The organism is Type-D symbiont of Plautia stali, assembly GCF_001485335.1.
Classification (GTDB): domain Bacteria; phylum Pseudomonadota; class Gammaproteobacteria; order Enterobacterales; family Enterobacteriaceae; genus Pantoea; species Pantoea vagans_C.
In genome coordinates, this window is record NZ_BBOC01000056.1 from 1 (window position 1) to 23,404 (window position 23,404).

The 23,404-nt window shown below is 41.2% G+C and carries 25 protein-coding genes, 1 tRNA gene and 2 pseudogenes; 16 read left to right on the plus strand and 12 right to left on the minus strand.

Annotated elements, in window-relative coordinates:
• From PSSD_RS28155 to PSSD_RS28160, 10 genes are all read left to right on the plus strand, one after another.
• Positions 1 to 341: hypothetical protein (locus tag PSSD_RS28155; protein WP_235589246.1), on the plus strand; the 341-nt coding region annotated here is incomplete at its 5' end.
• Positions 287 to 997 carry a hypothetical protein gene (locus tag PSSD_RS17230; protein ID WP_153011457.1) on the plus strand — a complete coding sequence of 237 codons (711 nt, stop codon included), beginning with the start codon at positions 287 to 289 and terminating at the stop codon, positions 995 to 997. The genes PSSD_RS28155 and PSSD_RS17230, both read left to right, overlap by 55 nt.
• 31 nt (positions 998 to 1,028) lie before the next feature.
• Positions 1,029 to 1,295, plus strand: a complete 267-nt coding sequence (locus PSSD_RS27505) for a hypothetical protein (RefSeq protein WP_153011458.1) — start codon at positions 1,029 to 1,031, stop codon at positions 1,293 to 1,295.
• A 54-nt stretch (positions 1,296 to 1,349) separates the two neighbouring features.
• Positions 1,350 to 1,853: an ankyrin repeat domain-containing protein gene (locus PSSD_RS17235; RefSeq protein WP_058973068.1), complete on the plus strand. Its 504-nt coding sequence runs from the start codon at positions 1,350 to 1,352 to the stop codon at positions 1,851 to 1,853.
• 214 nt (positions 1,854 to 2,067) lie between these two features.
• Positions 2,068 to 2,460, plus strand: a complete 393-nt coding sequence (locus tag PSSD_RS17240; protein ID WP_058973069.1) for a hypothetical protein — start codon at positions 2,068 to 2,070, stop codon at positions 2,458 to 2,460.
• 9 nt (positions 2,461 to 2,469) lie between these two features.
• Positions 2,470 to 3,570, plus strand: coding sequence for a relaxase/mobilization nuclease domain-containing protein (locus PSSD_RS17245; protein ID WP_058973070.1), 1,101 nt, complete (start codon positions 2,470 to 2,472; stop codon positions 3,568 to 3,570).
• A gap of 295 nt (positions 3,571 to 3,865) precedes the next feature.
• Entirely contained in the window at positions 3,866 to 4,450 is a 585-nt protein-coding gene (locus tag PSSD_RS27185; protein ID WP_058973071.1) for a DUF4755 domain-containing protein, read from the plus strand.
• A gap of 261 nt (positions 4,451 to 4,711) precedes the next feature.
• Positions 4,712 to 6,418 carry an ATP-dependent nuclease gene (locus PSSD_RS17255; RefSeq protein WP_058973072.1) on the plus strand — a complete coding sequence of 569 codons (1,707 nt, stop codon included), beginning with the start codon at positions 4,712 to 4,714 and terminating at the stop codon, positions 6,416 to 6,418.
• 1 nt (position 6,419) lies between these two features.
• A complete protein-coding gene (locus tag PSSD_RS17260) occupies positions 6,420 to 7,586 on the plus strand; it encodes a UvrD-helicase domain-containing protein (protein ID WP_082672326.1) in 1,167 nt (388 codons plus the stop codon).
• 65 nt (positions 7,587 to 7,651) lie between these two features.
• Entirely contained in the window at positions 7,652 to 8,044 is a 393-nt protein-coding gene (locus PSSD_RS28160) for a 3'-5' exonuclease (RefSeq protein WP_369404265.1), read from the plus strand.
• A gap of 86 nt (positions 8,045 to 8,130) precedes the next feature.
• Here PSSD_RS28160 and PSSD_RS17265 read toward each other — a convergent pair whose 3' ends face one another.
• The 11 genes and pseudogenes from PSSD_RS17265 to PSSD_RS17310 form a co-directional block, all read right to left on the minus strand.
• A complete protein-coding gene (locus PSSD_RS17265) occupies positions 8,131 to 8,538 on the minus strand; it encodes a hypothetical protein (protein WP_058973073.1) in 408 nt (135 codons plus the stop codon).
• 73 nt (positions 8,539 to 8,611) lie between these two features.
• Complete coding sequence (locus PSSD_RS17270; RefSeq protein ID WP_058973074.1) at positions 8,612 to 9,037, minus strand: hypothetical protein; 426 nt, start codon at positions 9,035 to 9,037, stop codon at positions 8,612 to 8,614.
• Complete coding sequence (locus tag PSSD_RS17275) at positions 9,038 to 10,669, minus strand: hypothetical protein (RefSeq protein WP_058973075.1); 1,632 nt, start codon at positions 10,667 to 10,669, stop codon at positions 9,038 to 9,040.
• A complete protein-coding gene (locus PSSD_RS17280; RefSeq protein WP_058973076.1) occupies positions 10,666 to 11,979 on the minus strand; it encodes a site-specific integrase in 1,314 nt (437 codons plus the stop codon). The genes PSSD_RS17275 and PSSD_RS17280 overlap by 4 nt, the downstream gene beginning before the upstream one ends.
• Positions 11,966 to 13,185, minus strand: a pseudogene (locus PSSD_RS17285) (tyrosine-type recombinase/integrase). The gene PSSD_RS17280 and the pseudogene PSSD_RS17285 overlap by 14 nt, the downstream one beginning before the upstream one ends.
• Before the next feature lie 314 nt (positions 13,186 to 13,499).
• Complete coding sequence (locus PSSD_RS17290) at positions 13,500 to 14,123, minus strand: hypothetical protein (protein ID WP_167347683.1); 624 nt, start codon at positions 14,121 to 14,123, stop codon at positions 13,500 to 13,502.
• Between the two features lie 43 nt (positions 14,124 to 14,166).
• Positions 14,167 to 14,376, minus strand: a complete 210-nt coding sequence (locus tag PSSD_RS26675; RefSeq protein ID WP_072214993.1) for a helix-turn-helix transcriptional regulator — start codon at positions 14,374 to 14,376, stop codon at positions 14,167 to 14,169.
• Positions 14,377 to 14,544: 168 nt separating this feature from the next.
• A pseudogene (locus PSSD_RS17295) lies at positions 14,545 to 15,356 on the minus strand (DUF6387 family protein).
• On the minus strand, positions 15,353 to 16,555 hold the full coding sequence (locus PSSD_RS17300) for a tyrosine-type recombinase/integrase (RefSeq protein ID WP_058973080.1): 1,203 nt from the start codon (positions 16,553 to 16,555) through the stop codon (positions 15,353 to 15,355). The pseudogene PSSD_RS17295 and the gene PSSD_RS17300 overlap by 4 nt, the downstream one beginning before the upstream one ends.
• A gap of 164 nt (positions 16,556 to 16,719) precedes the next feature.
• A tRNA-Arg gene (locus PSSD_RS17305) sits at positions 16,720 to 16,796 on the minus strand.
• A 162-nt stretch (positions 16,797 to 16,958) separates the two neighbouring features.
• On the minus strand, positions 16,959 to 17,462 hold the full coding sequence (locus tag PSSD_RS17310) for a DUF1198 family protein (protein ID WP_058973092.1): 504 nt from the start codon (positions 17,460 to 17,462) through the stop codon (positions 16,959 to 16,961).
• 177 nt (positions 17,463 to 17,639) lie between these two features.
• Between PSSD_RS17310 and folD the strand changes: the two genes are divergently transcribed.
• Positions 17,640 to 18,506, plus strand: a complete 867-nt coding sequence (gene folD, locus PSSD_RS17315; protein ID WP_058973081.1) for a bifunctional methylenetetrahydrofolate dehydrogenase/methenyltetrahydrofolate cyclohydrolase FolD — start codon at positions 17,640 to 17,642, stop codon at positions 18,504 to 18,506.
• Positions 18,506 to 18,718, plus strand: coding sequence for a ribosome-associated protein YbcJ (gene ybcJ / locus PSSD_RS17320; protein ID WP_039330567.1), 213 nt, complete (start codon positions 18,506 to 18,508; stop codon positions 18,716 to 18,718). The genes folD and ybcJ overlap by 1 nt, the downstream gene beginning before the upstream one ends.
• Positions 18,719 to 18,880: 162 nt before the next feature.
• Here ybcJ and cysS read toward each other — a convergent pair whose 3' ends face one another.
• On the minus strand, positions 18,881 to 20,266 hold the full coding sequence (cysS, locus tag PSSD_RS17325; protein ID WP_058973082.1) for a cysteine--tRNA ligase: 1,386 nt from the start codon (positions 20,264 to 20,266) through the stop codon (positions 18,881 to 18,883).
• A gap of 218 nt (positions 20,267 to 20,484) precedes the next feature.
• Here cysS and ppiB point away from each other — a divergent pair, with 218 nt between their 5' ends.
• From ppiB to purK, 4 genes are all read left to right on the plus strand, one after another.
• Positions 20,485 to 20,979, plus strand: coding sequence for a peptidylprolyl isomerase B (gene ppiB / locus PSSD_RS17330; protein WP_034828227.1), 495 nt, complete (start codon positions 20,485 to 20,487; stop codon positions 20,977 to 20,979).
• On the plus strand, positions 20,979 to 21,695 hold the full coding sequence (gene lpxH, locus PSSD_RS17335; protein WP_058973083.1) for a UDP-2,3-diacylglucosamine diphosphatase: 717 nt from the start codon (positions 20,979 to 20,981) through the stop codon (positions 21,693 to 21,695). Before ppiB ends, lpxH begins: the two co-directional genes overlap by 1 nt.
• Before the next feature lie 130 nt (positions 21,696 to 21,825).
• Positions 21,826 to 22,335, plus strand: a complete 510-nt coding sequence (gene purE, locus PSSD_RS17340; protein ID WP_039330570.1) for a 5-(carboxyamino)imidazole ribonucleotide mutase — start codon at positions 21,826 to 21,828, stop codon at positions 22,333 to 22,335.
• On the plus strand, positions 22,332 to 23,396 hold the full coding sequence (gene purK, locus PSSD_RS17345; protein WP_058973084.1) for a 5-(carboxyamino)imidazole ribonucleotide synthase: 1,065 nt from the start codon (positions 22,332 to 22,334) through the stop codon (positions 23,394 to 23,396). The genes purE and purK overlap by 4 nt, the downstream gene beginning before the upstream one ends.
• The last annotated feature ends 8 nt before the right edge of the window (positions 23,397 to 23,404 follow it).

The following is a 23,404-nucleotide window of genomic DNA, read 5'->3' on the forward strand; positions in this document are numbered from 1 at the left end:
TTAGAACATTTTATCAAAATTTTCCAGCAGAGAACGTAAGCTTTGACTTAACCTTTTTTATAAAAGTAAATGCAAATGATCAAGATAAAGATCAGGATGTTAATTCCATTCCACCAGAATGCAGGAAAAAAATCTCAAGTTTAGATGATGTTCATATACACATTTCTTCATTATCACAAAAGAGTGTATTATTCCAAGTGTATGAAGATGGGACTTGTGAAATTTCATATACAGATGAATACCCTATTCTTATTAAAGAGATCATTGGAAAGAACTATATAGTTTATTGTTTTACAGAAAAAAGGAAACTTTTTATATTGGCGATCATGTCGATGAAATAATTCCATTGTCGCCATTATTTCCTAGCAATTTTTGTTCACCAACATATCACTCACTCAATGATGCATTACAAAATTATTATGTCAAAATGGCTCGTGAAAGCTCCTGCAAAATCTTGCAAAATATTTGGCATGGTGGTTTAACGGGTCCACGATTAGTGCTTAATAATAAACCTGAACACATTATGAGAAACTCATTATTGCAGGCATTAATTATCACACTTAAAGATGCTGACGTTAGAGCTGAGCAAAATACAGATGAATCAAAGCCGGTTGATATTAAAATCACCTGGATACATAGTAAAGCCACCGCTCTGATTGAGATTAAATGGGTTGGTTCATCTCTGATACTATCACCAAAAAACCCTTCAAAACCTTTTACTACTTACGACGATTCTAGGGCGCATGATGGTGCAGAACAGTTACTTAATTATATCGATAATGAATATACAAGTAGTCCAGACAGAATACCTCAAGCATATCTGGTTGTCTTTGATGCCCGAAGGCATAATGTCAAAGGACCAGACGATAAAATTTCATTAGCTGACGCGTTTCACTATGAAAGCAAAGAGATTGTGTATGATGAAAAATATAGTGAATTAGGTTACTACAGTGCCCCATATAGGTTTTATTTAAGACCGAGGGTGTCAAGCCTGTAAACATAATTGTCCTAAACATAAGAGGGTCAAAATGAAGGTAATTCTGCATCCAGATTTTAATAAAGATAAATTTCGAGGTTTTGTTGTAGTTGATGAACATGGCACATATTTACAGGATGGATTTACATCAGAAATCGAGGCTTATGAATATTTAATTTCATTTATTAGTAATGAACTACTCACGCTAAAAAACAATCAGATAACAAAAAATAGTTCTAGAATCGAAAAATTAGAGGTTCTTAAAGATATATTGAAAGATAGATTATCGCGTTTAACAAATGAAAACGGACCAAGCTAGACTTGACAACACCTCCCGATCAATTATAACAACCTTTTAAGCCGGGAGGTTAATATGCATTTTGACGATTGGACCGATTTTATAATAGAAAACTCATTAGTAAATAAACCAAATAGTAACGGGCTAACACCAATATTTTTTTGCCAAAACCAACTTAGTTTTTTCCGGCTTTTGGCCAATGGAGCTGACATCAATCACTGTAACAAAGAAAATAAAAATGCGCTATTCTTCAACCATATAGGTAATGAAACATTAATTAAAAATTTTGTAGAGCATAATTTGAATATTAATCAATTAGATATTAGAGGGTATAGCATCTTCAATTGTTCATTATTTAACAAATATCCCGATGCATTTATTAAACACAGAGATTTAATAAAATTAACAAAAATAAATATAGATAAAATCTATGTGAACTCTTATTGCAATTTAAAACTTCTCATCGATAATGGCTTTCAAATAATCATCAGTAACAAACGAGAATTTACATTTTACCCGACTGGAGATTTCCTTAGTGGTGAATTTAAGAAAAACTTAGACTTCATCGAATCAATCTAAAATTTAATATCTTATAGAAGTTGGATGAAATCAATTTGAATAAAGCAAGGGCTAACTGAGCGATGCTCAGTTGCCTTGCTTTTTCCGCCCTTCGGTTGAAAAAGAAAAACAATTTCAAAATCAACACCTAAAGCATTGACACACTGGCATATTATGATAATTACTTATGCATAGCATACGGACTTGCTATCAATTTAATATCAAAGGAGTTGATATGGAAAAATTTAATAATATATCTGATGACGAGTTTCCTTCGTCTTTTACCAATAATACTGAATCAAAGAAACTTCCACCGAATCGCATTCGCAGGCATACAGTTACTGTTCGTTTAAATGATATAGAACTCGCCAAAGTAAATTATCTGAGGAACCAAGCCAGCAAAAGCTGTTGGCTGAGAAGCTCAGCTCTTCAGCAACTCCCTCCATCAGTTCCCGAGGTGAACAAGAATGCCTGGCAAGATCTTACTCACTCACTACAGAAGCTGAATGATCTTGGTTCATTCCTGCTTCGCAGAGGCGAAGAAGCGAAGCCACTCTCGCATGAAGTGAATGCACTGAAGTTAAAGCTGTCACATGTGAGAGATGCTCTGCTTACACTCGAAAAGTAATCATCCCAGATGAAAGGTATGAATAAAATCAAAAGGGGTAAGAACTTCCGGGGTGTCGTCTCGTATGCTCTTTCCCCTGCCCCTCATCACTCAACCGCTCCCCTTGTGATAGGAGGAAACCTGGTAGGCATTTCAGTGGAGGAGTTGACAGCAGAGTTCGCCAAAACTCAGCAACTGAGAAAGGATGTTGAGAAACCTGTATGGCATAACTCGCTACGATTACCAAAGGGCGATTCATTGACCATTGAGCAATGGAAGCTCATTGCCGACGATTACATGGAGCGGATGGGGTTCTCAGATACTCATCTTCGTTGTTATGTTCTTCATGACGACGGAGCTGGTCAGCACATACATATCATTGCTTCTCGCATAAACGTTTTAGCAGTTGGCCAGCTCTATCTCGGTAGGAACGAGAACCTCAAGAGCACTCGTATCATTCAGGAGCTTGAAAAAGATCATCAGCTCACTCGAACGAAAGGCCCTGCTCCTCAAAAAGCCTCTCAGAAGCAAAGAAAGCTCACTCGTAACGAAAAGATGATGCAAGACAGGACCGGAGAGAAAGCTCCCAAGATAGTGATACAGGAAGCTATAGATGCAGTTCTCACCTTCTTTGATGAAATCACTGTTGAAGACTTCATCGATGAACTGCAAAAGCAAAATATTTTAGCGATAGCCAATGTTGCATCTACAGGCAAAATGAACGGTTTCTCGTTCGAATATGGTGGTGTCGCATTCAAGGCATCACAGCTTGGAAAAGAATATGGTTGGTCAAATCTGAGTAAGCGAATCATCGTGGCTAAACCAATAGAAACCGTTGCTCCTGTATCGATTGCCGTCAATGAAAACGTTTCGACTTCCATTGCAGTTCATGCCACAGCTACACCTCTTACGGCAAGTTTGGAAGCACATAGTCGATTCCGCTGGTTACAGTGGATACCTTACCTCGACGAGTTTGTAGCCAGTTTAAAAGCTGTCAGTTTAACGATACTCAATCCTCTCAAAAGAGATGTCATCTATACAACAATACGAACCGGCAACTCAGAAACACCAGAGATTCCTGAGGTAAATTCTCATGACTCGGTAAGAAAACCGCAATTTAAACCCCTTTAAACGGCTAGTTTTCAGTTAGTTGAAATCACTCCTTAAGCCAAATACAACAAATATTTTCATTTCAAATCATATTGATAGATAAAAACGATCGATCGTTATTACTGATCAATTAGCTAATTATGATAGTCATTATCTATCAATACGATCTGATCGATCGGTATAAATGATTTGCTAGACACTCATTACTGGCCGTAATGTAACTTCAAACAAAGAGATATAGCTCACTGATTTATCAACGAAAATGCTGACGAACACGTGCGCCCTAAATTCAGCCCCTTCCATATAGGACATTTACATGACAGCTATGACAGAAGTAAAACAGCCAAATTTTCTGATGATGAAAAGGGTATGGATTGCTATCGCTTTACCCATTGTCATCTTCTATTTCTTAGGTACGAAAGGATTAGTACAACTTGCTCTAATCTGGATTTTTGTAAGCATCATGCTTTTGATGTTTGCCTATAAAAAATTCCGAATTAAGAAGTGGAACGCCAGCACCAAGGACCATTTTGGCGAGCAGGATGGAATGTGGAGCCATGAATTTGGCTCTACTTCGATGAAACTCGACCAGCACAAAGGACTAATTCATCTCAGGGAAGAGAATAAACATAAGACCTATCCCTTCTCTGCGGTCAGGGAGTGGAGATACAACTTGTCTACCACAAGACAAAGAACAGGCCTGGATAGAGAACTCGACCGCACCCATGACTTCAGAGAATCAGGGTTTTACATCGCAGTAGACGATGTTCAGTATCCAGAATGGAGAGTAATGTTCTTTCCCCAAAAGGGTGACTTCAACTCACAAGAAGGCATCCGGGATACTGAGCTACAGCTTAAAAGATGGATGCATATTTTTGATAATGTCATTAACAGGAATTAAAAATGTAATTATTACAGAGACTTATAAGAAGCCAGTCGAACGACTGGTTTTTTTTGTTTAAAAAAACATAAAAAAGATTTATGTTATACATATCAGATGAAACTAGTCTGTGCTTCACAATTAAGACTATAAAATTCAATCATTTGCAATGAAATACTCATAAATTTTCACATGCTATTTTTTAAAATAGTTTATGTATTGCAAAATTTAGCTTTAGTTAATAAAACCAAGGAAAAAACCTAAATTAAAAAGGAAAAGTAAATGGAAATCTCTTCAGTTAGAATAAACGGTTTTAGGAACTTTAAAGAAGCATATATTGAAATTAACAAAAACACTCTTATCATTGGTTGCAATGATGTTGGTAAATCAAACTTACTACACTCGCTCAGAATAATTTTGGATAAGAGTGTTTCAGAGGCTGAAATTGAGCCTAACGAACTTGATTTTCATTTAGAAGATGGACAATGCTCAGAAGAAATCGAAATTACAGTTCACTTCAAAAATATTGTTGAAGATTCTGTTTTAACAATTTTAAAGGGAGATGTTAGTGATGAGGGAGAAACATTAATAAGATATAAAGCTAAAAGATCTGATCTAAGTTATAAACTTTACATTGGTGATTCTATTGATAACTTGCACGAAATATCTTCTAGGTTTTACCTTAAATATGTAAACTTAAAGTATATACAATCTCAAAGAGATTTAGAGAGATTTATACGGAAAGAAAAAAAGCAATTGTTAAAAATATCACAACAATCACTTACTGATGAAGAAAGAAACGAAGATGAGAGTCTTTTAGTTGAATTAAGTTCTGATTTACACGCGATAAATGAAAAGGTATCACAATTAATTTATGTAGATAAAGCAACTTCAGAAGTTAACGAAGAATTGAAAAAACTTGCATACCAATATGCTGAATACTCGGTTCAGTTAGATACGGGAGCAATAGGAATTAATGACTTCATCGATAATCTTAGATTAGGAGCAAATACTAATGGTTCTAATGTAATGCTCGGTGGTGATGGTCGCAACAATCAAATATTGCTGGCATTATGGAAAGCAAAAAGTATTAAAGAACATGATGTAGAAAATGAAGTGATATTTTATGTGATTGAGGAGCCAGAAGCCCATTTACACCCACATCAACAAAGAAAATTAGCTGATTACTTAATTACTGAATTGCCGGGCCAGACAATCATTTCATCTCACTCGCCACAGATTGCTGTTAATTTCAAACCAGATTCAATAGTCAGGCTATTGGATAAAGGAGGACAAACCGTTGCTGCAAGTAATGGATGCTCGCCAGGAATAGCAAATGACTGGCAAGGAATGAGCTACAGAATGAGTATTATTCCAGCAGAAGCTTTCTTTTCCAGCGGAGTATTTTTAGTCGAAGGTCCATCAGAGATATTGTTTTATCACTCATTAGCTGATTCCTTAAGCATAGATCTTGATTACTTTAATATATCTATAATTTCTGTGGATGGCATTTCATTTAAAATTTATGCGGCTATTTTAGATGCATTGGAAATTCCGTGGGTTATGAGAACGGATAATGATATCTCTAAAATCAAAGTGCAAGGAGTAACTAAGTGGAACCATGCAGGCATTAATCGCTGTTTAGATTTGGCTGATTTACCGAAACGAAATCATAGTGATGTAGAAATTAACTCTAATGAAACCATCACGAACGGTAGCTGGAACAATGTGTCCTCACAAGTAAATCAAAAAGGTATATTCTTGTCAAAAGTTGATTTGGAAACTGATTTAATTGAAGAGCTAAGTGTGCCAATCCTAACTGCGCTGAGAAGAAAAAGTAACGAGAGTGCCATCGAATATTTGCAGAAGAAAAAAGCTGTTCGAATGCACTTATTATTAGAAAGAATAAGACCAGATCTTAGCACATTGAATTCAGGGGAATTAGTCAAACCACTTTTAAAAATCATAGAAATTGTTGAGGGAGTGTAAAATGAAGATATTTAATCCTACACATCAACAAACAAATGCAATTGAATATGGACACAGTATGATTATAACCGCTTGTCCTGGGAGCGGTAAAACAACAGTGATCAAAGAAAAAATAAGAAATGTCACAAGTGAGCTTCCTTCATATAAAGGAGTCATTGCAATAACCTTTACTGTCAAAGCCAGTGAAGAATTAGAACTACGATGCAAAAAAGATGCTCATGATACTAAAAACAGCTTTTTTGGCACAATTGATAGTTTTTGCTTAAGTGAGGTCATTTTACCTTTTCTAAGAAAGGTATGGGGCGGAGATCCATCTCAATGTAAAATAGTTAAAAAGTTGGGCCTTCCATATTCTAATTATATAAGTAACACAAAAAGCCTAAGTCCAACTTTAGAAGAAATCGATAGTGATCAGGGGTTTAAGCGTTTATACGATGAGGGTATTTTAGTAATGAATACATTCTCAGGCTTGGCTCTGAAAATTCTGAACAGCTCGTTATCATCAAGAAGATATTTAAAATCAAGATATAGTCATATTTTCATAGATGAATATCAAGATGTGTCTTTGTCACAACACCAACTTTTCCTTAAATTGAATGAATTGGGTTTAATTTCTGTTGCGGTTGGTGATATATGGCAGTCAATTTATGAGTTTAGAGGTGGTAGTTCAGAGCTTTTAATTGAATTAGTATCTAATAAAGATGCATTTAAACATTTTGAAATAAACCTCAATCATAGGTGTCACCCATCCATTATAAATTATGCTTCTAGATTGCTCGATAAAAACTTTCAGTTATTAGAAACCCCAAGCATTAATGTTTACAGGAGAAGAATCAAAGGGAACTTGAAAGAAATAGGTGACACTATATCTGAGAAAATTTGCACTTGGTTGAAAAATAATACGTGGGGGCTTAATAAGCCAAAAGAAATTGCTATACTAACCCGAAAGGAAGACTCCCTAATACTATTATCTTTAGGCTTGAAAGTAGATTATAGACTATACATTGACACACCACTTGATAAAATAGAAACAGAATGCTCATCGTTATTCATGAACTTACTTAAATACAAATATGATCAGAAAAATACAACTCAAGAGGTTATCAATAGAACTAAGATTCAATTTGACCTTGAAGGTTCTCAATTAATAAAAGTAAGAAAAAAATAAAAAATATAAGAAGCATAGATGTTGTTCAGGATTTAGTTGATGAGTTTGATACTATTGCTCAACTAATTGGCTTGACATCAAAAAAAGAAGATAATGATGCCTTGATAGAAACCTTGGAAGACGAGGTATTATTAAAACAATTTAGACCTACTAATGATCAAGAAATACAGATGATGACACTTCATAAGTCTAAGGGGTTAGAATTTAAGCTGGTATTGCATTTCGATATGGATGAATGGTCTTTCCCCTTCCGAGAATGGAATGATCAAAATAAAGATATCCCCATATACCCAAATCTTCAACAAGAAACTAATTTACATTATGTCGGGATCACCAGAGCTGAGAATTGCTGTATTTTAATTAATGCTGAAAAAAGGCTAAATAGCCGGGGAAATTTCAATAAAACTCAAGAGTCTTACTTTTTTAGACTTGCACAGTTATCAAATCTCTATAAATAATCAAATAGTAATGAAAGGATTGTTTTTCCTTTCATTACCAGCGTAGTCTTAATCAAAATCTGATTAGATGATTCGGATTAAGAATGTCACCCTTTATTTTTCATTTTTAAATTGTTAACTTTAGGCTCTTTTGTAGCGTTAAAATTATGTTTTTGGCTTCTATATATGCTTTCTACCTCATACTCATTCCAGATGATATATTCGATAATGAATTTATAAAAATAAAGAACCTTTTCGAGGCTGATAGTATTGGGTATGTTGCAAAAATTCGGGCTAAGTAATGCAGATGAGAGAACAGCAATAATATTACTTGATCCGGTTAAATGAGGATTGTCATAGTCTTGCTGATACTTCAAGAAGTATCCTACACAGAATAGGTAGGCATCTTTTACGATTTTTTCTTTATTACAGTCTGATTCATCGTATCTAAGAATGAAGCGATTGAGGAGTATCAAAAATTTCTGATCTGGCAAATATCTGTTTAATTTATTCATAGTAGCATCCTTGCTGTTGTGAATGTCATCCTGACATTTAAAGAAATATCATAATATTCAATCATGTCAATAGTTAAAACCTATCAATTTCTATTTGAATATCTTTTTTAGGTAAAGGACGATTAAGCTCTTCGGCTGTCATTTGCTTTAAATGAGAATTATATAGCCATATCTTAAACTGCTCTAAATACTTGTTATTCAATGCTATCAAAGCTTCGTTTTCAGTTTCGAGCCTTTTTATTCTCTGACAAGCAATTTTTAAATTAGCAGGTTTAACCGCATAGGTTTTTGTCATACCAGACTTGAGAATCTTCTTTTTTGAATTAAAACAATCCGCAATTTTAACATGACAACTTAAAGATTGCCTCGAAGGTCTCTTCCCAATGATCTTTATCAACTGGTCGCATAAAGCCTCCCAGGTCAGCTTCTCATCGTCATTCCAGGTATTAATAACTTTCATTATCAATTTTTCATCATAACCAGTAATGTGTTTAGCCATTTATTCTCCTTTAATTATTTTAGTTTGAAATTTATACCATTTATCAGCATTAACATTCCCATCATCTTTATCATAATTGGTTTTTTCAAGAATTTTAGTGTGTATCGTCATTAGTTGGCCATCATCCTTTCCAGAGTCTTGTAAGGGATAATAACTACAAGGCTCAAAAACATATGAGTGCTTGCAGTAGCCATGCTTAGTGACGAGCACAGCTCCATCATTCAATAAATCGAAATCAGTTATGTCCATAACAGCTATTTCTTTTTGCCTATGGCTATTACCGGCTCCGATTGAAGTTTTATCTTTCATGAGATTGATCATTTGTAAGTGTGATCGGTGATCGTAGGAAACATTTTGTGAGACCAACTTCCTTCCAGACCATCTGGCGATGCTAAACTCGTCCATACCATTGATTTGAGAAAACGTATTAAGTAGATGTCTTAATTGATGGGTCCTAAGCGAATACGGGCTACCATCTTCGTTAATATAACCGTGTCTTTTAAACAAGTTTGTAGTGCCTTTAATACTTGCAAAGGCATCAATATCCGATTTAAAAAACTGAGCAGTGGGTCTGAACAAAGGTGCCAAATGATTGCTCGTTTTCTTACATAATTGTCCCTCAAATAACAGACACAAAGCATTTGAATATTTGATTTTCTTCTCTTCATCATACCAGGGAAAATTTTGAGGCTTTTTAGTAAAGAGTTCATGTCTGTATGACTCAGGAACCTTCCCTTCCATCGTTTTTGCAACAAACCTTGGATGGGTGGACAACTTTCTCAACCGGGCTATGGCCTTTTTAGCTACAGGGACCATTACTGAAGGAATCCATTTGATGTCTCCAGCATACCCCTTCGCTGAAAAAAACCTTAAGCCATATCGTTCAATGCCGTTCTCATCATGCTCTGTAATCTCACAATCCGCAGGAAGGCTTAAAATTTCCGAGATTCGTCCTGGTGCACACATCAGCAGTGCAAGAACAGACGTTGTGAAAATGTCCCTCACAGACAGTTGGCTTTCATCTTTTGAGAAAATCTCTGCAATGGCTATGACGGACTTTATATCTGGTAATTTTGAGTGCCCTTCCAGCGAAGGTTCATAACCTTGCCAACTTTGAGTTATTTTATGCCTTAACGGATTTACCCAAAAAAAGTATGATGAGCTTGTCATTCTGTTTTCACTCAAAAATAAACATAGTTTCTCAAGTTCCTTACCAATTCCAACTGCTGTTAATTTCGTATATTTAGCCATTGCTACTCTTACACACTCATCAAAAATGTTATTATTACACTTGACCACATTAGCTTCACCGTATGATTTCAATAACACAAACTCAACGATCTTCAACATTGCCAAAGCATTCTGGTTTAACTTTGACTTGTTAAACGAATGAATATGAAACATATAAGCCTTAGCAAAATCAATGAAGCTATCATCTAATCTATCTTTGCTATTTCGATTATTTTTCATGTCAAACTTGTTGAATCTGTAACATCCCTTCCATATATTGCTTTCCCATGCACTGGCTAACTTAGAGTTGAAAACATTACCCTTGCAAAATTTAATAAAATCCTCAACATTTAAATTTGGGTTGTTAGCATTGATTGGCTCGAATAAAATCACATTGGTCATTCAGAACTCCAGGCTCTAAAGTTTTTGCAGGTAAAACACTCTACGTGTTCGTGTTTACAATAAATGAATCCAAAAGAATTTAAAACATATTCTGTAAAGAGCTTCTTGTTCTGTGTGCTATCGCTACCCTGAAATATATTCGATAGAGGTTCAAAAAATGAATGAAGTTTCATATCAATATCGTGAACATTGTCTGGGCTATTTTTTACATATATTCCTGATGAGTTAATAGATTTATGGTCTAATGCTTTAGCGATCACATCAACTGAGGCTCCTTCCTTTGCTAAACGTGATCCAAGGGTATACCTGAATCGTCTTGCATTCAGCTTTATAGGATTATGGGTTCTTGATGACTTGATATTAAATTTAGTGCTGATTTTATCTAATTCTATAGATATAAATGAATTCTTCATATGTAAAAAATCAGTTGCAATAATGGTATTTAAACTTTGACCAGACTGAATTGATAGCGATTTTTTGGAGTCCATGAATATAGGTAATTCATTTTTTATATGACCAATACTCTGATTAATACTATCTTCGATATATTTTTGATTCATATCAACCAAGGTTGTTAGTTTTTCATAAAGGCAGTCATCGATACCTACCATGCTAAACTCACTTCTAAAGTCCTTCCTTTGTTTAACTTTCGGTATATTTAGAAAGCAACCTTCTCCCGTTCTGATGAGATCTTTCGCTTTTAAGGAGGTTAACTGTAAAGGCCTCCTTCCCGTTGTTGCTAAAAGAATGACATAGCAATAAAGATACATGGGGACTTTATCTTCTTTCAACAAATTGCTAATACTCTCAAGAATGAACTCCAGTTCTTCTCCAGTTAGCGGTCCACTATTTGGATCTCTTCGTTTAACGGCTTCTCCTGTCAAATTAGTTTTAATATTTATTTTTTCCAGCATTGTTAAAGCTGAGGTTTCAACTCCTACATAACCGAGCTTTTTCCACTTCGTTAGAAACTGCTTTATAGAGTTTAGTTTATAGTTTTTCTCAGGGCCTAAACTAACATTAAATTGATAAACCGCATTAGCATCTATCGTCTTACGGTCTATCATCCCTAACCATTGACTAAAAATCTGGTTTATGTTTTTTGTGTAACCTGCACTGTATTCAGCCGAAAAGTAAGCCAAGGTAGTAAGGTAACCAATACGCATCGATTCTGGCAATTTGTCGGCAATCTTATATGGGAAAATACAAGTCTCTTTATCTAATTTCCATTTGATATCAGAAAGCATGAAGCTATACCCCTGCATCTTTGCAAAAACCAGATTCTCTTTTCTTAGGTTACATGTTTCCATTATATTGACCCTCAGTTATCTTTTTCAAAGATTTATAAACTCTTCCAATAACTTCCTTTTCTTTTTCTGATATATTTTTAAAATTATAGTTTTCAGACATTTTAGAATCTTTTGACCACCCCATGAGATAGCATCTCAATCCTGATTTTCGACTGATTTCCAAATTTGAACCATCAATTTCATTCGAATAGAAATAGTTCCATGAATGCCTCAATCTATGCCCCGATAAATTCTTTAATTTCGGGTTTGCTTTTTTAATGGTTGAAATTATTTTCTCATATGCTGAAACTGATAATGGTTCTCCTACCGTTTTACCTGCGCTGTGAGTTACAAATAAGAAATCATGTTTTTCTTTTTCGTAATTTCACTTCTACAAGTATGTATGTAATCGAATATCTCCGTCACTAACTCGTCTGATAATGGGATTACCCTTTCACCAGTTTTAACTAATGGCTGATTCAGTCTCCGGTCTTCAATACAGTCATGTCTTCTGAAGATACTCAGTGTGTTATTTCTAAGATTTAGATCATTTACTTTAAGATTTAGTAATTCACCTGCTCTCAACCCACAATTCAGTAGCAAGGTAAAAATGAGCCTATTCCTCACTTGAACCTCCTTCTGAAATGGGTTTTGGCTCCCTTCGATTTCCAACAGCTTAAACAGAGCTTTTATTTGTTCTTCATTTATCGATTTGTCTGTTCTGTCGTTCATGCTGTGTGATTTATTTCGTGGGAGATGTGCTCTCAAATTTTCTATAAAAGTATCAATTTCATATCTGGCATGAATTCCCTTCATAGAATGAATCAATCCACACAACCATTTTAGGTAATTTGAAAAAACGTGTATCCTGTAACTAAAAGTTCTTGTAGCAATCTGCTTTCCTTTTAGTAATCTTACATTCGTAATTTTTTGTTGATCGAATCGTTGCTTTGCATACCGTATCAGGTCATCCACTTCGGCTACACTTAGGAACCGCTTGCTTTCAATCCTGTCAATGATGTTGATTTTCCTACTTTTCATAAAATTGCTAAGGATAAGTAGATTCGTTGCGACTATCTCCATCGTAGATGCAGTTGCACTTCTGTTCCTGACATTAGTTGTGAGATAAAGGTTCTGATAGTAAACTGGTAGCAGTGTTTCTTTGTTGAGAATTAAGCAACCTCGTTCTCCATTGCTCATGACAAATTTCTTTATTTTGAATGACATTATAATAACCCTCCGAAACTTTACATTTAGTAATCACTACGGCTTATCATTATCTTATCGTTTTAAAATTTGCAATTTTATTTTGTTATTTTTTTGTTTATTTATAATCCATTTAGATACTTAAAAAAATTTCTTTCACGTGAAAGAAACCAGTACGGCTAGTTAAAGGTAGTCATACCTGATTCAAGAAGAAAAACTAATAAAGCCTTATTGCATATGTGATACAAAGCTTCAAAAAAATAATTTGGAAAGTATTCTGTTAAATTTCACTATTTTTTAATATCTAAACTTTACAATTTTTGAATAATGACATTCTAAATGCTAATTTGTATTGTCGTTTGTCCATTGTAAATATTTTCTACTTCATTCCAGTATTGCTCTTGAATAACTTTAGCTTTACCTCGAAGCTTATCTCCCATATGGATAATCAATGCTTCACTTTCTAACATGTGAATTAATAAAATCTTTGATATATCTTCAGTGCTTAGCTTAAGAAGGTCAATGTCATCTGTCATAAATGAATCTTCATCTGGTAAAAGATCCGGCATTGTGTCCACATACTGGTTGAGAATATTTCTTTTGATACTTAAGCCACATAGCAACACATAGTCTTCTCCCTTTAAAGTCTTTTTTACTGCGATATTAATTTCATTCTGTGTGATTTTCTTTGATAACCCTCTTAATAGCTCATTACATTTGACCACAGACAGCATGGTTTCATAGATATAGTTTCGACTCTCTTCATTCAATTCAGGTAAAAACTGGAATGGATTGTATTCGCTATCTTCGAGGTAATAGCTTAAACAAAGCACGGATTTCTTACCCAAAGCATCCATTGGTAATAAACTGATTGCTTCAGCATCAAAAATCTTATCAAAGTCTTTTTGACTTACATGTATTGAAAGGGTGCCAATATTCATGAATTCTTTGATTTCCAAATTGTCCTCACTTAGTAGTTGTCGTTGGTCTGGAGCATTACTATCAAGCATTTCTCGAATTGCTAATGGTGTCAGAAACCCATTGATCGATCTCCGCCTCAATAAAAGCAACAGCTCTGGAACCTAACTTGATAGGTTTAGGGAATCTATTTTCTGAAATCAATCGGTAAATCCATGCTTTCTTGTAGCCTGTTTTATGCAGGACTTCAGGTAAGCGAATGAGTCGAGTGGTGCTTGGAGTTGATGTATTCATGGTTGTATCCCCTCGTCTGGTCGATGAGTTGATACTAATATCGGGCAGGTAGGCTATTGAAGGGTGGTTTGGTATACGGAATTCTATGCGTTAATTGCTTGAAAAATAGGGAGAGGGAAAAAATTAATTCCCTCTCCCACTTGCAAAATTAATTTGAACATGAATCACCTACAACAAACTTCTGAGTCCATTAAGAGGAATTCTCTCCATATGATTGTTTTTATTTATGAAATTTTCAATGCTTTTGCATGTCTCTCCAGACAATGCTTTCTCAGCTAAGGGACGATCAGTTTCCTTGAGTTGTTCTTCACCTCGGATTTCATCAGTTAATCTTGGGTAAAGAATCCTTGATAGAACGGTATTCGTTAAGGTGATTTTTTAAATTTGGCCCATAGAAGTAAGTCCATCATAGGCAGTATTCGATAATCTATAAGCTTGATGATTTTAGCCAATCCAAATTTTTCAATTTTGCTTTCCTTAATCTGATATTCGTCCCTCCAAACTGGTAGCATAACCTTCAGTGCATTTATGATTTCGTCATCAGAGGAATTTTTTATGTCGAATGATATGTACAGCCTATTATCGCCATTCTTCTTTAATATATCTTTCATAATCAAAGTTATCGGCTGAGACCTAATTTCTTTTTTAAGCTCATCAGTTCCTTTTACGAAAGAATCATGAGAAAAAAGCTCAAGTGTTCTCATTAAACTGTCAAAATGTTTAAAACATACTTGATGTATATGGCTATTGTTGTGGTTGGATAACTCTTCCATATTCATTGTTTGGCTGATTAAGGGTTTACCATCCAAAATCGTTTTGAAAGTTGGATGGTCTCCTTCAAAAAAATCCATTCCTTCACATATATTTTTTCTAACTTGAAGTTCTTTATAAAACTCCCTTAAAGATAATTTTTCTACATCCTGATAATTTTCAATATTGAACCATGACTGAAGTTCTATGTTAATCTCGTGCACCTTCATTGCTTCACCTTTCCGAGCTTAGATTCACTTTTTAATTTATTGAGATAGTCGGCATACCATTGCATCATTTTACGACGCCCTTCCAGATATTGAGCATGGTTGTAGGTGCCACGAATCGTATTTCTATCAGCATGTGCAAGCTGAGTTTCAATCCATGCACTATCAAAACCTTGTTCATGCAATATGGTGCTCAATGTATGACGAAAGCCATGTCCTGTAGCCCTTCCTGCATAACCGATCTTTTTGATTACCTGATTGATACTGGCTTCACTCATGCTTTTTCGTGAGTCATTTCTGCCGGGAAAAATAAATCTGAATCCGCCAGTAATCACTCTTAACTCCTCAAGAAGTCTAAGAGCTTGATCAGATAAAGGCACTATGTGTGGTCTTTTCATTTTCATGCGGGCAACTGGGATTTGCCAAAGACGTTTTTCGAAATCTATCTCAGTCCATTCTGCTGAGCGAAGCTCAATCGTCCTCAGTCCAGTTAGCATGAGAAGCTGAGTAGCTATTTGAGTAATTTTGCTACCAGAATATTGCTCCAGTTGCCTTTGGAACTCACCCAGTTCTGCCACTGACAAATGTGGAAAATGTTTTTGCTTTGGTGCTTTGAGCACACCGACTAAATCTGATACGGGATTGTGCTCAGCCCTGCCAGAAATAACTGCATAGGTAAAAATCTGACGACATGCCTGACGGGTTTTCTTTAGCTTATCCAGAACTCCCCGTTTCTCCATCTTGCGAAGAACATCGAGCATCTCTTTTGCATTGATTTCAGTAACAGGTCTTCTGCCTATGTAGGGAAAAACATCTTTCTTAAGGTATTCAAGAATGTCATCAGCATAGCCCTCAGACCAGGAAGGTTTTTTATGTTCATGCCATTCAATGGCAATCAGTTCAAAGCTGTTACTGACAGCCATAATCTTAGCGATTTTTATATCCTGTTTCTGCTGACTTGGGTCACCACCTTCTGACAAGAGCTTCTTAGCTTCAGATCGTTTAATCCTGGCTTCAGCAAGGGTAAGCATGGGATAGGTGCCAAACACTACACGTTTTTCTTTACCTGCAATCCGATACTTAAGCCTCCAACTTTTTGTTCCATTGGGAAAAATTTCCAGATACATACCGCCACCATCGGCAAGCTTGTATGATTTTTCCTTAGGCTTCGCAGAGTCGATTTGTCGGGCTGTAAGCTTCATATGGGGGCATCCATTTGATTGAACCTGGCGATGCCCCCTATCCTGCCCCCAATCGGAACAAGAACGCAATAGGTCACCTTGGACCAAATTGGACCATCGAGAAGTGTTATATTCTGTTTTAAAAGGAAAAAGTAGACTAGAAAGGATGTTAATAGAAGAAAAGATGGCACGCCCTACAGGATTCGAACCTGTGACCTACGGCTTAGAAGGCCGGTGCTCTATCCAGCTGAGCTAAGGGCGCATAGTGGTTGCGTCGGATTATACGTTTGCACGCTCTGCCGTCAACGTTTTTGCCGTGCTGTGGCTCCAGAGTGTTGAATCATTGAACAATTCGTCCTGAATGTCGAACAGCAGTCTCCCAGTGTCGAGCCATCCTCCCTCAATGCCCACCCATCCCCTACCCTCAGTGCCGCTTACGCCACTCGCTCATCGACACCAGATTACTCGCCTCACCGGACTCCCCTTCCAACTCGATCCCCTGCTGCGTAAACCGCGCATTGTATTGCTCACGCAGCGCATGCAGCTCGGCGCTCTCCGGCTCCAACTGCCTTAAGAATCCCAACGCCAGCAACAGCTGCTGCCGCGAAATCAGCCCGGAAAACCCGGCCTTGGTTAGAATGCCATGCCAGCGCACCGCATTCTCGTCGCTGCCATCGACAATCAACACCTGCCAGATCAGCATCACCGCTGCGCCGTTCTGCAGATGGTTTTCGTTGTCGCCCGCGATATAATCGGTGAACTCTTTGGCCGCGTCTTTACCCATCAGTGACAGCATCGATTCGATATGCACCGGCGGCAGCTGCAGCCTTTTACTCAGCCCTTGTGCGGCATGGCGTGAACCGGCCGTCAGCAGTTGAAACCCTACAACAAACACCACCGCCAGCGTGGCGAGTATTAACCAAATCATCACGGCATCCACATAATTTCCTGAGGGGCATAATACGCGCTAAGGCGGGTTGCCGTCACTGCGAAAAAATCGCGAAACGCCCTGCCCGAACGAATCTCTACCTGACAGCCGCACGCGCTTCTGACAGAATAGGCGCCATTCCCCGATTTAACTTTCTACAGATGGATTTCCTCTCTGATGGCAGCAAAAATTATTGACGGTAAAACGATTGCGCAGCAGGTGCGCTCTGAGGTTGCCGAAAAAGTACAGCAGCGTTTAGCAGCCGGTAAACGTGCACCCGGTTTGGCAGTGGTGCTGGTGGGTGAAAACCCCGCTTCGCAAATCTATGTCGCCAGCAAACGTCGTGCGTGTGATGAAGTGGGGTTCATCTCCCGCTCATACGATCTGCCTGCGACCACCAGCGAAGCCGAACTGCTGGAACTTATTGATACGCTGAACAATGACAACGAGATCGATGGGATTCTGGTTCAGCTACCGCTGCCAGCGGGCATCGATAATGTCAAAGTGCTGGAACGCATCGTGCCGGACAAAGACGTTGATGGCTTCCATCCCTACAACGTTGGTCGCTTGTGCCAGCGCGCACCGAAGCTGCGCCCTTGTACGCCGCGCGGCATCGTGACGCTGCTGGAGCGCTATAACATCGACACCTACGGCCTGAACGCCGTGGTGGTGGGCGCATCCAATATCGTTGGACGCCCGATGAGCATGGAACTGCTGTTGGCAGGTTGCACTACCACCGTCACCCACCGTTTCACCAAAGATTTGCGTCATCATGTTGAGCACGCGGACCTGCTGGTGGTTGCGGTTGGTAAGCCGGGCTTTATTCCGGGTGACTGGATTAAACCAGGCGCAGTGGTGATTGATGTGGGAATCAATCGCCTGGAAAGCGGCAAAGTGGTGGGCGATGTAGAATTTGAGACGGCCTCTGAACGCGCGTCTTACATTACGCCAGTGCCGGGCGGCGTTGGCCCGATGACCGTAGCAACACTGATTCAAAATACATTAGTCGCGTGTGAAGAATATCACGACGCAGAGGAGGCATAATGGCCACGTTTTCTTTAGGTAAACATGCCCACGTTGATCTGTGTGACCTGCTGAAGCTCGAAGGTTGGGTGGAGAGCGGCGCGCAGGCGAAAGCCTTTATCGCTGACGGCGAAGTGCGCGTGGATGGCGCGGTTGAAACGCGTAAGCGTTGCAAGATCGTGCAAGGCCAGACGGTTGAGTTTGCCGGCCAGCGTATTACCGTTGTCGCGTAAACGTTCAGGCAAATAAAAAGGGGCGAACATCGGTTCGCCCCTTTTTGCATTCTGTGGCCGGGAAATCCTGGTACGCATTAATGCGTACCCTACAATCGCAGGCTGAAATCCTGGTGCGCATTAATGCGCACCCTACGATCTACAGCCAGCGCACCAGATGATTTATTTACGACGCCAGCTCGAACCCTGCGGGCCGTCTTCGACGATCACGCCCAGCTCATTCAGCTTATCACGCGCGACATCTGCCTGTGCCCAGTCTTTCGCTGCACGCGCATCGGCACGGGTTTTCACCCAATGCTCGATCTCTGCCACTTCTTCGTCATCCACCTGCGCGCCACTCTGCAGGAACTGCTCTGGATCCTGCTGCAGAATTCCCAGCACGTTGGCTAACTGACGCAGTTTTGCTGCCAGCGCATCGGCTGTCGCGCTGTCTTCGGTTTTCAGGCGATTCACTTCACGCGCCATATCGAAGAACACCGAGTAAGCTTCCGGCGTGTTGAAATCGTCATCCATTGCGGTACGGAAGCGGGCTTCAAACTCTTCGCCACCCGCTGCGGTCGCGTTGGCATCGGTGTGACGCAGCGCGGTGTAGAGACGCTCCAGCGCCGCACGCGCCTGGTTCAGGTTGTCTTCGCCGTAGTTAAGCTGGCTACGATAGTGGCCGGACATCAGGAAGTAGCGCACGGTTTCAGCATCGTAATGCTTCAGCACGTCACGCACGGTGAAGAAGTTGCCGAGTGATTTCGACATCTTCTCGCGATCGATCATCACCATGCCGGAGTGCATCCAGTAGTTGACGTAATCGCCGTCGTGCGCACAGGTCGACTGCGCCACTTCATTTTCATGGTGCGGGAACATCAGATCCGATCCGCCGCCGTGGATATCGAAATGCGAGCCCAGCTGTTTGCAGTTCATCGCTGAACATTCGATGTGCCAGCCCGGACGACCGTTGCCCCACGGTGAATTCCAGGCCGGCTCATCCGGCTTGGACATTTTCCACAGCACGAAATCCATCGGGTTGCGTTTAATTTCTGTGATTTCGACGCGCGCGCCCGCCTGTAACTGATCCAGATCCTGACGTGACAGCACGCCGTAACCTTTATCACTCAGCACATCGAACATCACGTCACCGTTCGCCGCCACGTAAGCGTGCTTACGTTCGATCAAACGCTCAACCATTTCGATAATTTCTGGGATATGGCGTGTCGCGCGTGGCTCCAGGTCCGGCGGCAGAATGCCCAGCGCGTCAAAATCTTTGTGCATTTCGCCGATCATGCGGTTAGTCAGCGTTTCGATGCTTTCGCCATTCTCGTTTGCACGTTTGATGATCTTGTCATCAATATCGGTGATGTTACGCACATACTTGAGCTGATAGCCCACATAGCGCAGATAACGCGACACCACATCAAATGCCACGAAGGTACGCCCATGACCGATATGACAGAGGTCGTAAACCGTAATTCCACAGACATACATGCCGATCTGACCAGCGTGGATCGGTTTAAATTCCTCTTTCTGACGGCTCAGGGTGTTATAGATCTTCAGCATTGAACGATTCCGTTATTAACGTTTGCGGGATACGCCTTTCCAGCGTAGCTCGACATTGTGCCGTATTTTTCTCAGTTGTGCATCGCTCGCTTAGCTTCTGTGGCTGCCTTACTGACGAGCCATCGGAAATTGTGATATAAGAGGCGTCTACAAAAATGCCCCGCCGCTATGCAGGCGCGGCAGTTGATACTGACGACACCCGTAACAGGACGAATATAATGGTCACTTTCCAGACGAACCATGGCGACATCGTAATCAAAACCTTCGATGACAAAGCGCCGGCTACCGTGAAAAACTTCCTGGACTACTGCCGTGAAGGTTTCTACGACAACACCATTTTCCACCGTGTTATCAACGGTTTCATGATCCAGGGCGGCGGTTTTGAGCCAGGCATGAAGCAGAAAGACACCAAAGAAGACATTCGTAACGAAGCCAACAACGGCCTGAAGAACACCAAAGGTACGCTGGCGATGGCCCGTACTCAGGCGCCACACTCCGCGACTGCCCAGTTCTTCATCAACGTAGCAGACAACGACTTCCTGAACTTCCGTGACGAAAGCCTGCAGGGCTGGGGTTACTGCGTGTTCGCTGAAGTGGTTGAAGGCATGGACGTAGTTGAGAAAATCAAAGCGGTGAAAACTGGCCGTAGCGGCATGCACCAGGACGTTCCGGTTGACGACGTTGTCATCCAGAAAGTGACTGTTAGCGAGTAATGTCGCGCACGCTGTTTATCGCAGATTTGCATCTGTGCACAGAAGAACCGGCAATTACTGCCGGTTTTCTGCATTTTTTGCAGGGTGAAGCGCAGCAGTGTGATGCGCTTTACATCCTCGGCGACCTGTTCGAGGCCTGGATTGGCGATGACGATCCCAATCCGCTGCATCAGCAAATTGCCGCCGCGTTACAAGCGCTGCCGGTGCCGAAATTCTTCATCCATGGCAATCGTGACTTCCTGCTCGGTAAACGTTTTGCCCGCGCAAGCGGCATGACGCTGCTGCCAGAAGAACAGGTGCTGACGCTTTACGGCCAACGCGTGCTGATTATGCATGGCGATATCTTATGTACCGACGATGAAGGCTATCAACGCTTCCGTGCGAAGGTGCATCAGCGCTGGTTACAACGCCTGTTCCTTGCCCTGCCGCTACGCATCCGTATGCGCATCGCCGCACGTATGCGCGCGGACAGCAAAAACGCGAATCAGCATAAGTCGTTAAGCATCATGGATGTCAATCCGCAGGCCGTGGAAGCAGCGATGACGCGTCAGCAGGTGCGGATTTTGATTCACGGGCATACCCATCGTCCGGCTGTGCATCAGCTATCCGTGCAAGGTGAAAGCGCCCAGCGCGTGGTGCTCGGAGCCTGGCATGAAAACGGTTCGATGATTCAGGTCGATGCCGATGGCGTGCAGCTGATCGAATTCCCCTTCTAATTTCGGGCATCATTGCCCGTTTTCGCCCTACGCAACCGTTTTCCTTGCTGCCATCTCATGCTATTCTCTGTGCCCTTCTTTACCTGCCCGCCCGGCCAGGTTCGTTCGACTATTCACAGGAGTTGACCACATGTCATCCAACGCCACCCCGGCTCGTATCGCCATCGTCATGGGTTCCAAAAGTGACTGGGCTACCATGCAGTTCGCCGAGGAAATTCTTAACAGCCTGGATGTTCCGTTCCACGTTGAAGTGGTCTCTGCTCACCGTACGCCAGATAAGCTGTTCAGCTTTGCCGAAACTGCCGCAGATAACGGTTTCCATGTGATCATCGCCGGTGCGGGCGGTGCAGCGCATTTGCCGGGCATGATCGCCGCCAAAACCCTGGTGCCGGTGCTGGGCGTGCCGGTACAGAGCGCCGCACTGAGCGGTGTCGATAGCCTCTACTCTATCGTGCAGATGCCACGTGGTATTCCTGTGGGTACGCTGGCAATTGGTAAAGCCGGTGCCGCCAACGCTGCCCTGCTGGCGGCACAGATTCTGGCAGTGCATGACAAAGATCTGGCCGCGCGTCTCGCGACCTGGCGTCAAACACAGACTGATGAAGTGCTGAACAACCCAGATCCGCGGGGGGATGCATGAAACCGGTTTGCGTACTCGGCAACGGTCAGTTAGGCCGTATGTTGCGCCAGGCGGGTGAACCGCTGGGCATCGCTGTTTATCCGGTGGGTCTGGATGCTGAACCTTCAGCTCTGCCTATCGCCCAGAGCGTGATCACCGCAGAGATCGAACGCTGGCCGGAAACCGCGTTAACGCGCGAACTGGCGAGCCATCCTGCTTTTGTGAACCGCGATATTTTCCCACGTCTGGCCGATCGCCTGACGCAAAAACAGCTGCTCGATCAGCTGAAGCTGGCGACCGCGCCGTGGCAGTTGCTGGCAGATAAAAGCGAATGGCCGCAGGTGTTCAACTCGCTGGGTGAGCTGGCGATTGTGAAACGTCGCACCGGCGGCTATGACGGTCGTGGTCAGTGGCGTTTACGCGCCAATGAAACCGATGCGCTGACGGATGAGTGCTATGGCGAATGCATCGTTGAGCAGGGCATCAACTTCAGCGGTGAAGTGTCGCTGGTGGGTGCGCGTGGTCAGGATGGCACCACGGTGTTCTATCCGCTGACGCATAATCTGCATCAGGACGGCATTCTGCGCACCAGCGTAGCTTTCCCGCAGGCGGATGCGGCGCAGCAGCAGCAGGCTGAAGCGATGCTCAGTGCGATCATGCATGAGCTGAACTACGTTGGCGTGATGGCGATGGAGTGTTTTGTCACGCCAGAAGGTTTGCTGATCAACGAACTGGCACCTCGCGTACACAACAGCGGTCACTGGACGCAGAACGGCGCATCTATTAGCCAGTTTGAACTGCATCTGCGTGCGGTGCTCGGTTTGGCGCTGCCAAAACCGGTGGTGTTTGCGCCGTCGGTGATGGTGAATCTGATTGGCACCGATGTGAATGTCGCCTGGCTGCAACAGCCGCTGGTGCATCTGCACTGGTACGACAAAGAAGTGCGTCCAGGCCGTAAGGTGGGCCACTTGAATCTGACCGATAGCGATCAGCCGCGCCTTGTGGCGGCGCTGAACGCGCTGGTGCCGCTGCTGCCGGAAGAGTACGCCAGCGGGATTGCGTGGGCGGTTGAGAAGTTTTAGTTGTAGGG

Excerpts from the sequence above, each read along its gene's own strand:
- PSSD_RS17245 (WP_058973070.1), top strand. The coding sequence starts at position 2,470 with ATGAAAGGTATGAATAAAATCAAAAGGGGTAAGAACTTCCGGGGTGTC.
- PSSD_RS17300 (WP_058973080.1), bottom strand. The coding sequence starts at position 16,555 with ATGAAGCTTACAGCCCGACAAATCGACTCTGCGAAGCCTAAGGAAAAA.
- ppiB (WP_034828227.1), top strand. The coding sequence starts at position 20,485 with ATGGTCACTTTCCAGACGAACCATGGCGACATCGTAATCAAAACCTTC.
- PSSD_RS17275 (WP_058973075.1), bottom strand. The coding sequence starts at position 10,669 with ATGACCAATGTGATTTTATTCGAGCCAATCAATGCTAACAACCCAAAT.
- lpxH (WP_058973083.1), top strand. The coding sequence starts at position 20,979 with ATGTCGCGCACGCTGTTTATCGCAGATTTGCATCTGTGCACAGAAGAA.
- PSSD_RS27505 (WP_153011458.1), top strand. The coding sequence starts at position 1,029 with ATGAAGGTAATTCTGCATCCAGATTTTAATAAAGATAAATTTCGAGGT.
- PSSD_RS17260 (WP_082672326.1), top strand. The coding sequence starts at position 6,420 with ATGAAGATATTTAATCCTACACATCAACAAACAAATGCAATTGAATAT.
- purE (WP_039330570.1), top strand. The coding sequence starts at position 21,826 with ATGTCATCCAACGCCACCCCGGCTCGTATCGCCATCGTCATGGGTTCC.
- PSSD_RS17255 (WP_058973072.1), top strand. The coding sequence starts at position 4,712 with ATGGAAATCTCTTCAGTTAGAATAAACGGTTTTAGGAACTTTAAAGAA.
- PSSD_RS17265 (WP_058973073.1), bottom strand. The coding sequence starts at position 8,538 with ATGAATAAATTAAACAGATATTTGCCAGATCAGAAATTTTTGATACTC.
- PSSD_RS17270 (WP_058973074.1), bottom strand. The coding sequence starts at position 9,037 with ATGGCTAAACACATTACTGGTTATGATGAAAAATTGATAATGAAAGTT.
- PSSD_RS17235 (WP_058973068.1), top strand. The coding sequence starts at position 1,350 with ATGCATTTTGACGATTGGACCGATTTTATAATAGAAAACTCATTAGTA.
- ybcJ (WP_039330567.1), top strand. The coding sequence starts at position 18,506 with ATGGCCACGTTTTCTTTAGGTAAACATGCCCACGTTGATCTGTGTGAC.
- purK (WP_058973084.1), top strand. The coding sequence starts at position 22,332 with ATGAAACCGGTTTGCGTACTCGGCAACGGTCAGTTAGGCCGTATGTTG.
- PSSD_RS17280 (WP_058973076.1), bottom strand. The coding sequence starts at position 11,979 with ATGGAAACATGTAACCTAAGAAAAGAGAATCTGGTTTTTGCAAAGATG.
- PSSD_RS26675 (WP_072214993.1), bottom strand. The coding sequence starts at position 14,376 with ATGAATACATCAACTCCAAGCACCACTCGACTCATTCGCTTACCTGAA.
- PSSD_RS17240 (WP_058973069.1), top strand. The coding sequence starts at position 2,068 with ATGGAAAAATTTAATAATATATCTGATGACGAGTTTCCTTCGTCTTTT.
- PSSD_RS17310 (WP_058973092.1), bottom strand. The coding sequence starts at position 17,462 with ATGATTTGGTTAATACTCGCCACGCTGGCGGTGGTGTTTGTTGTAGGG.
- PSSD_RS27185 (WP_058973071.1), top strand. The coding sequence starts at position 3,866 with ATGACAGCTATGACAGAAGTAAAACAGCCAAATTTTCTGATGATGAAA.
- cysS (WP_058973082.1), bottom strand. The coding sequence starts at position 20,266 with ATGCTGAAGATCTATAACACCCTGAGCCGTCAGAAAGAGGAATTTAAA.
- folD (WP_058973081.1), top strand. The coding sequence starts at position 17,640 with ATGGCAGCAAAAATTATTGACGGTAAAACGATTGCGCAGCAGGTGCGC.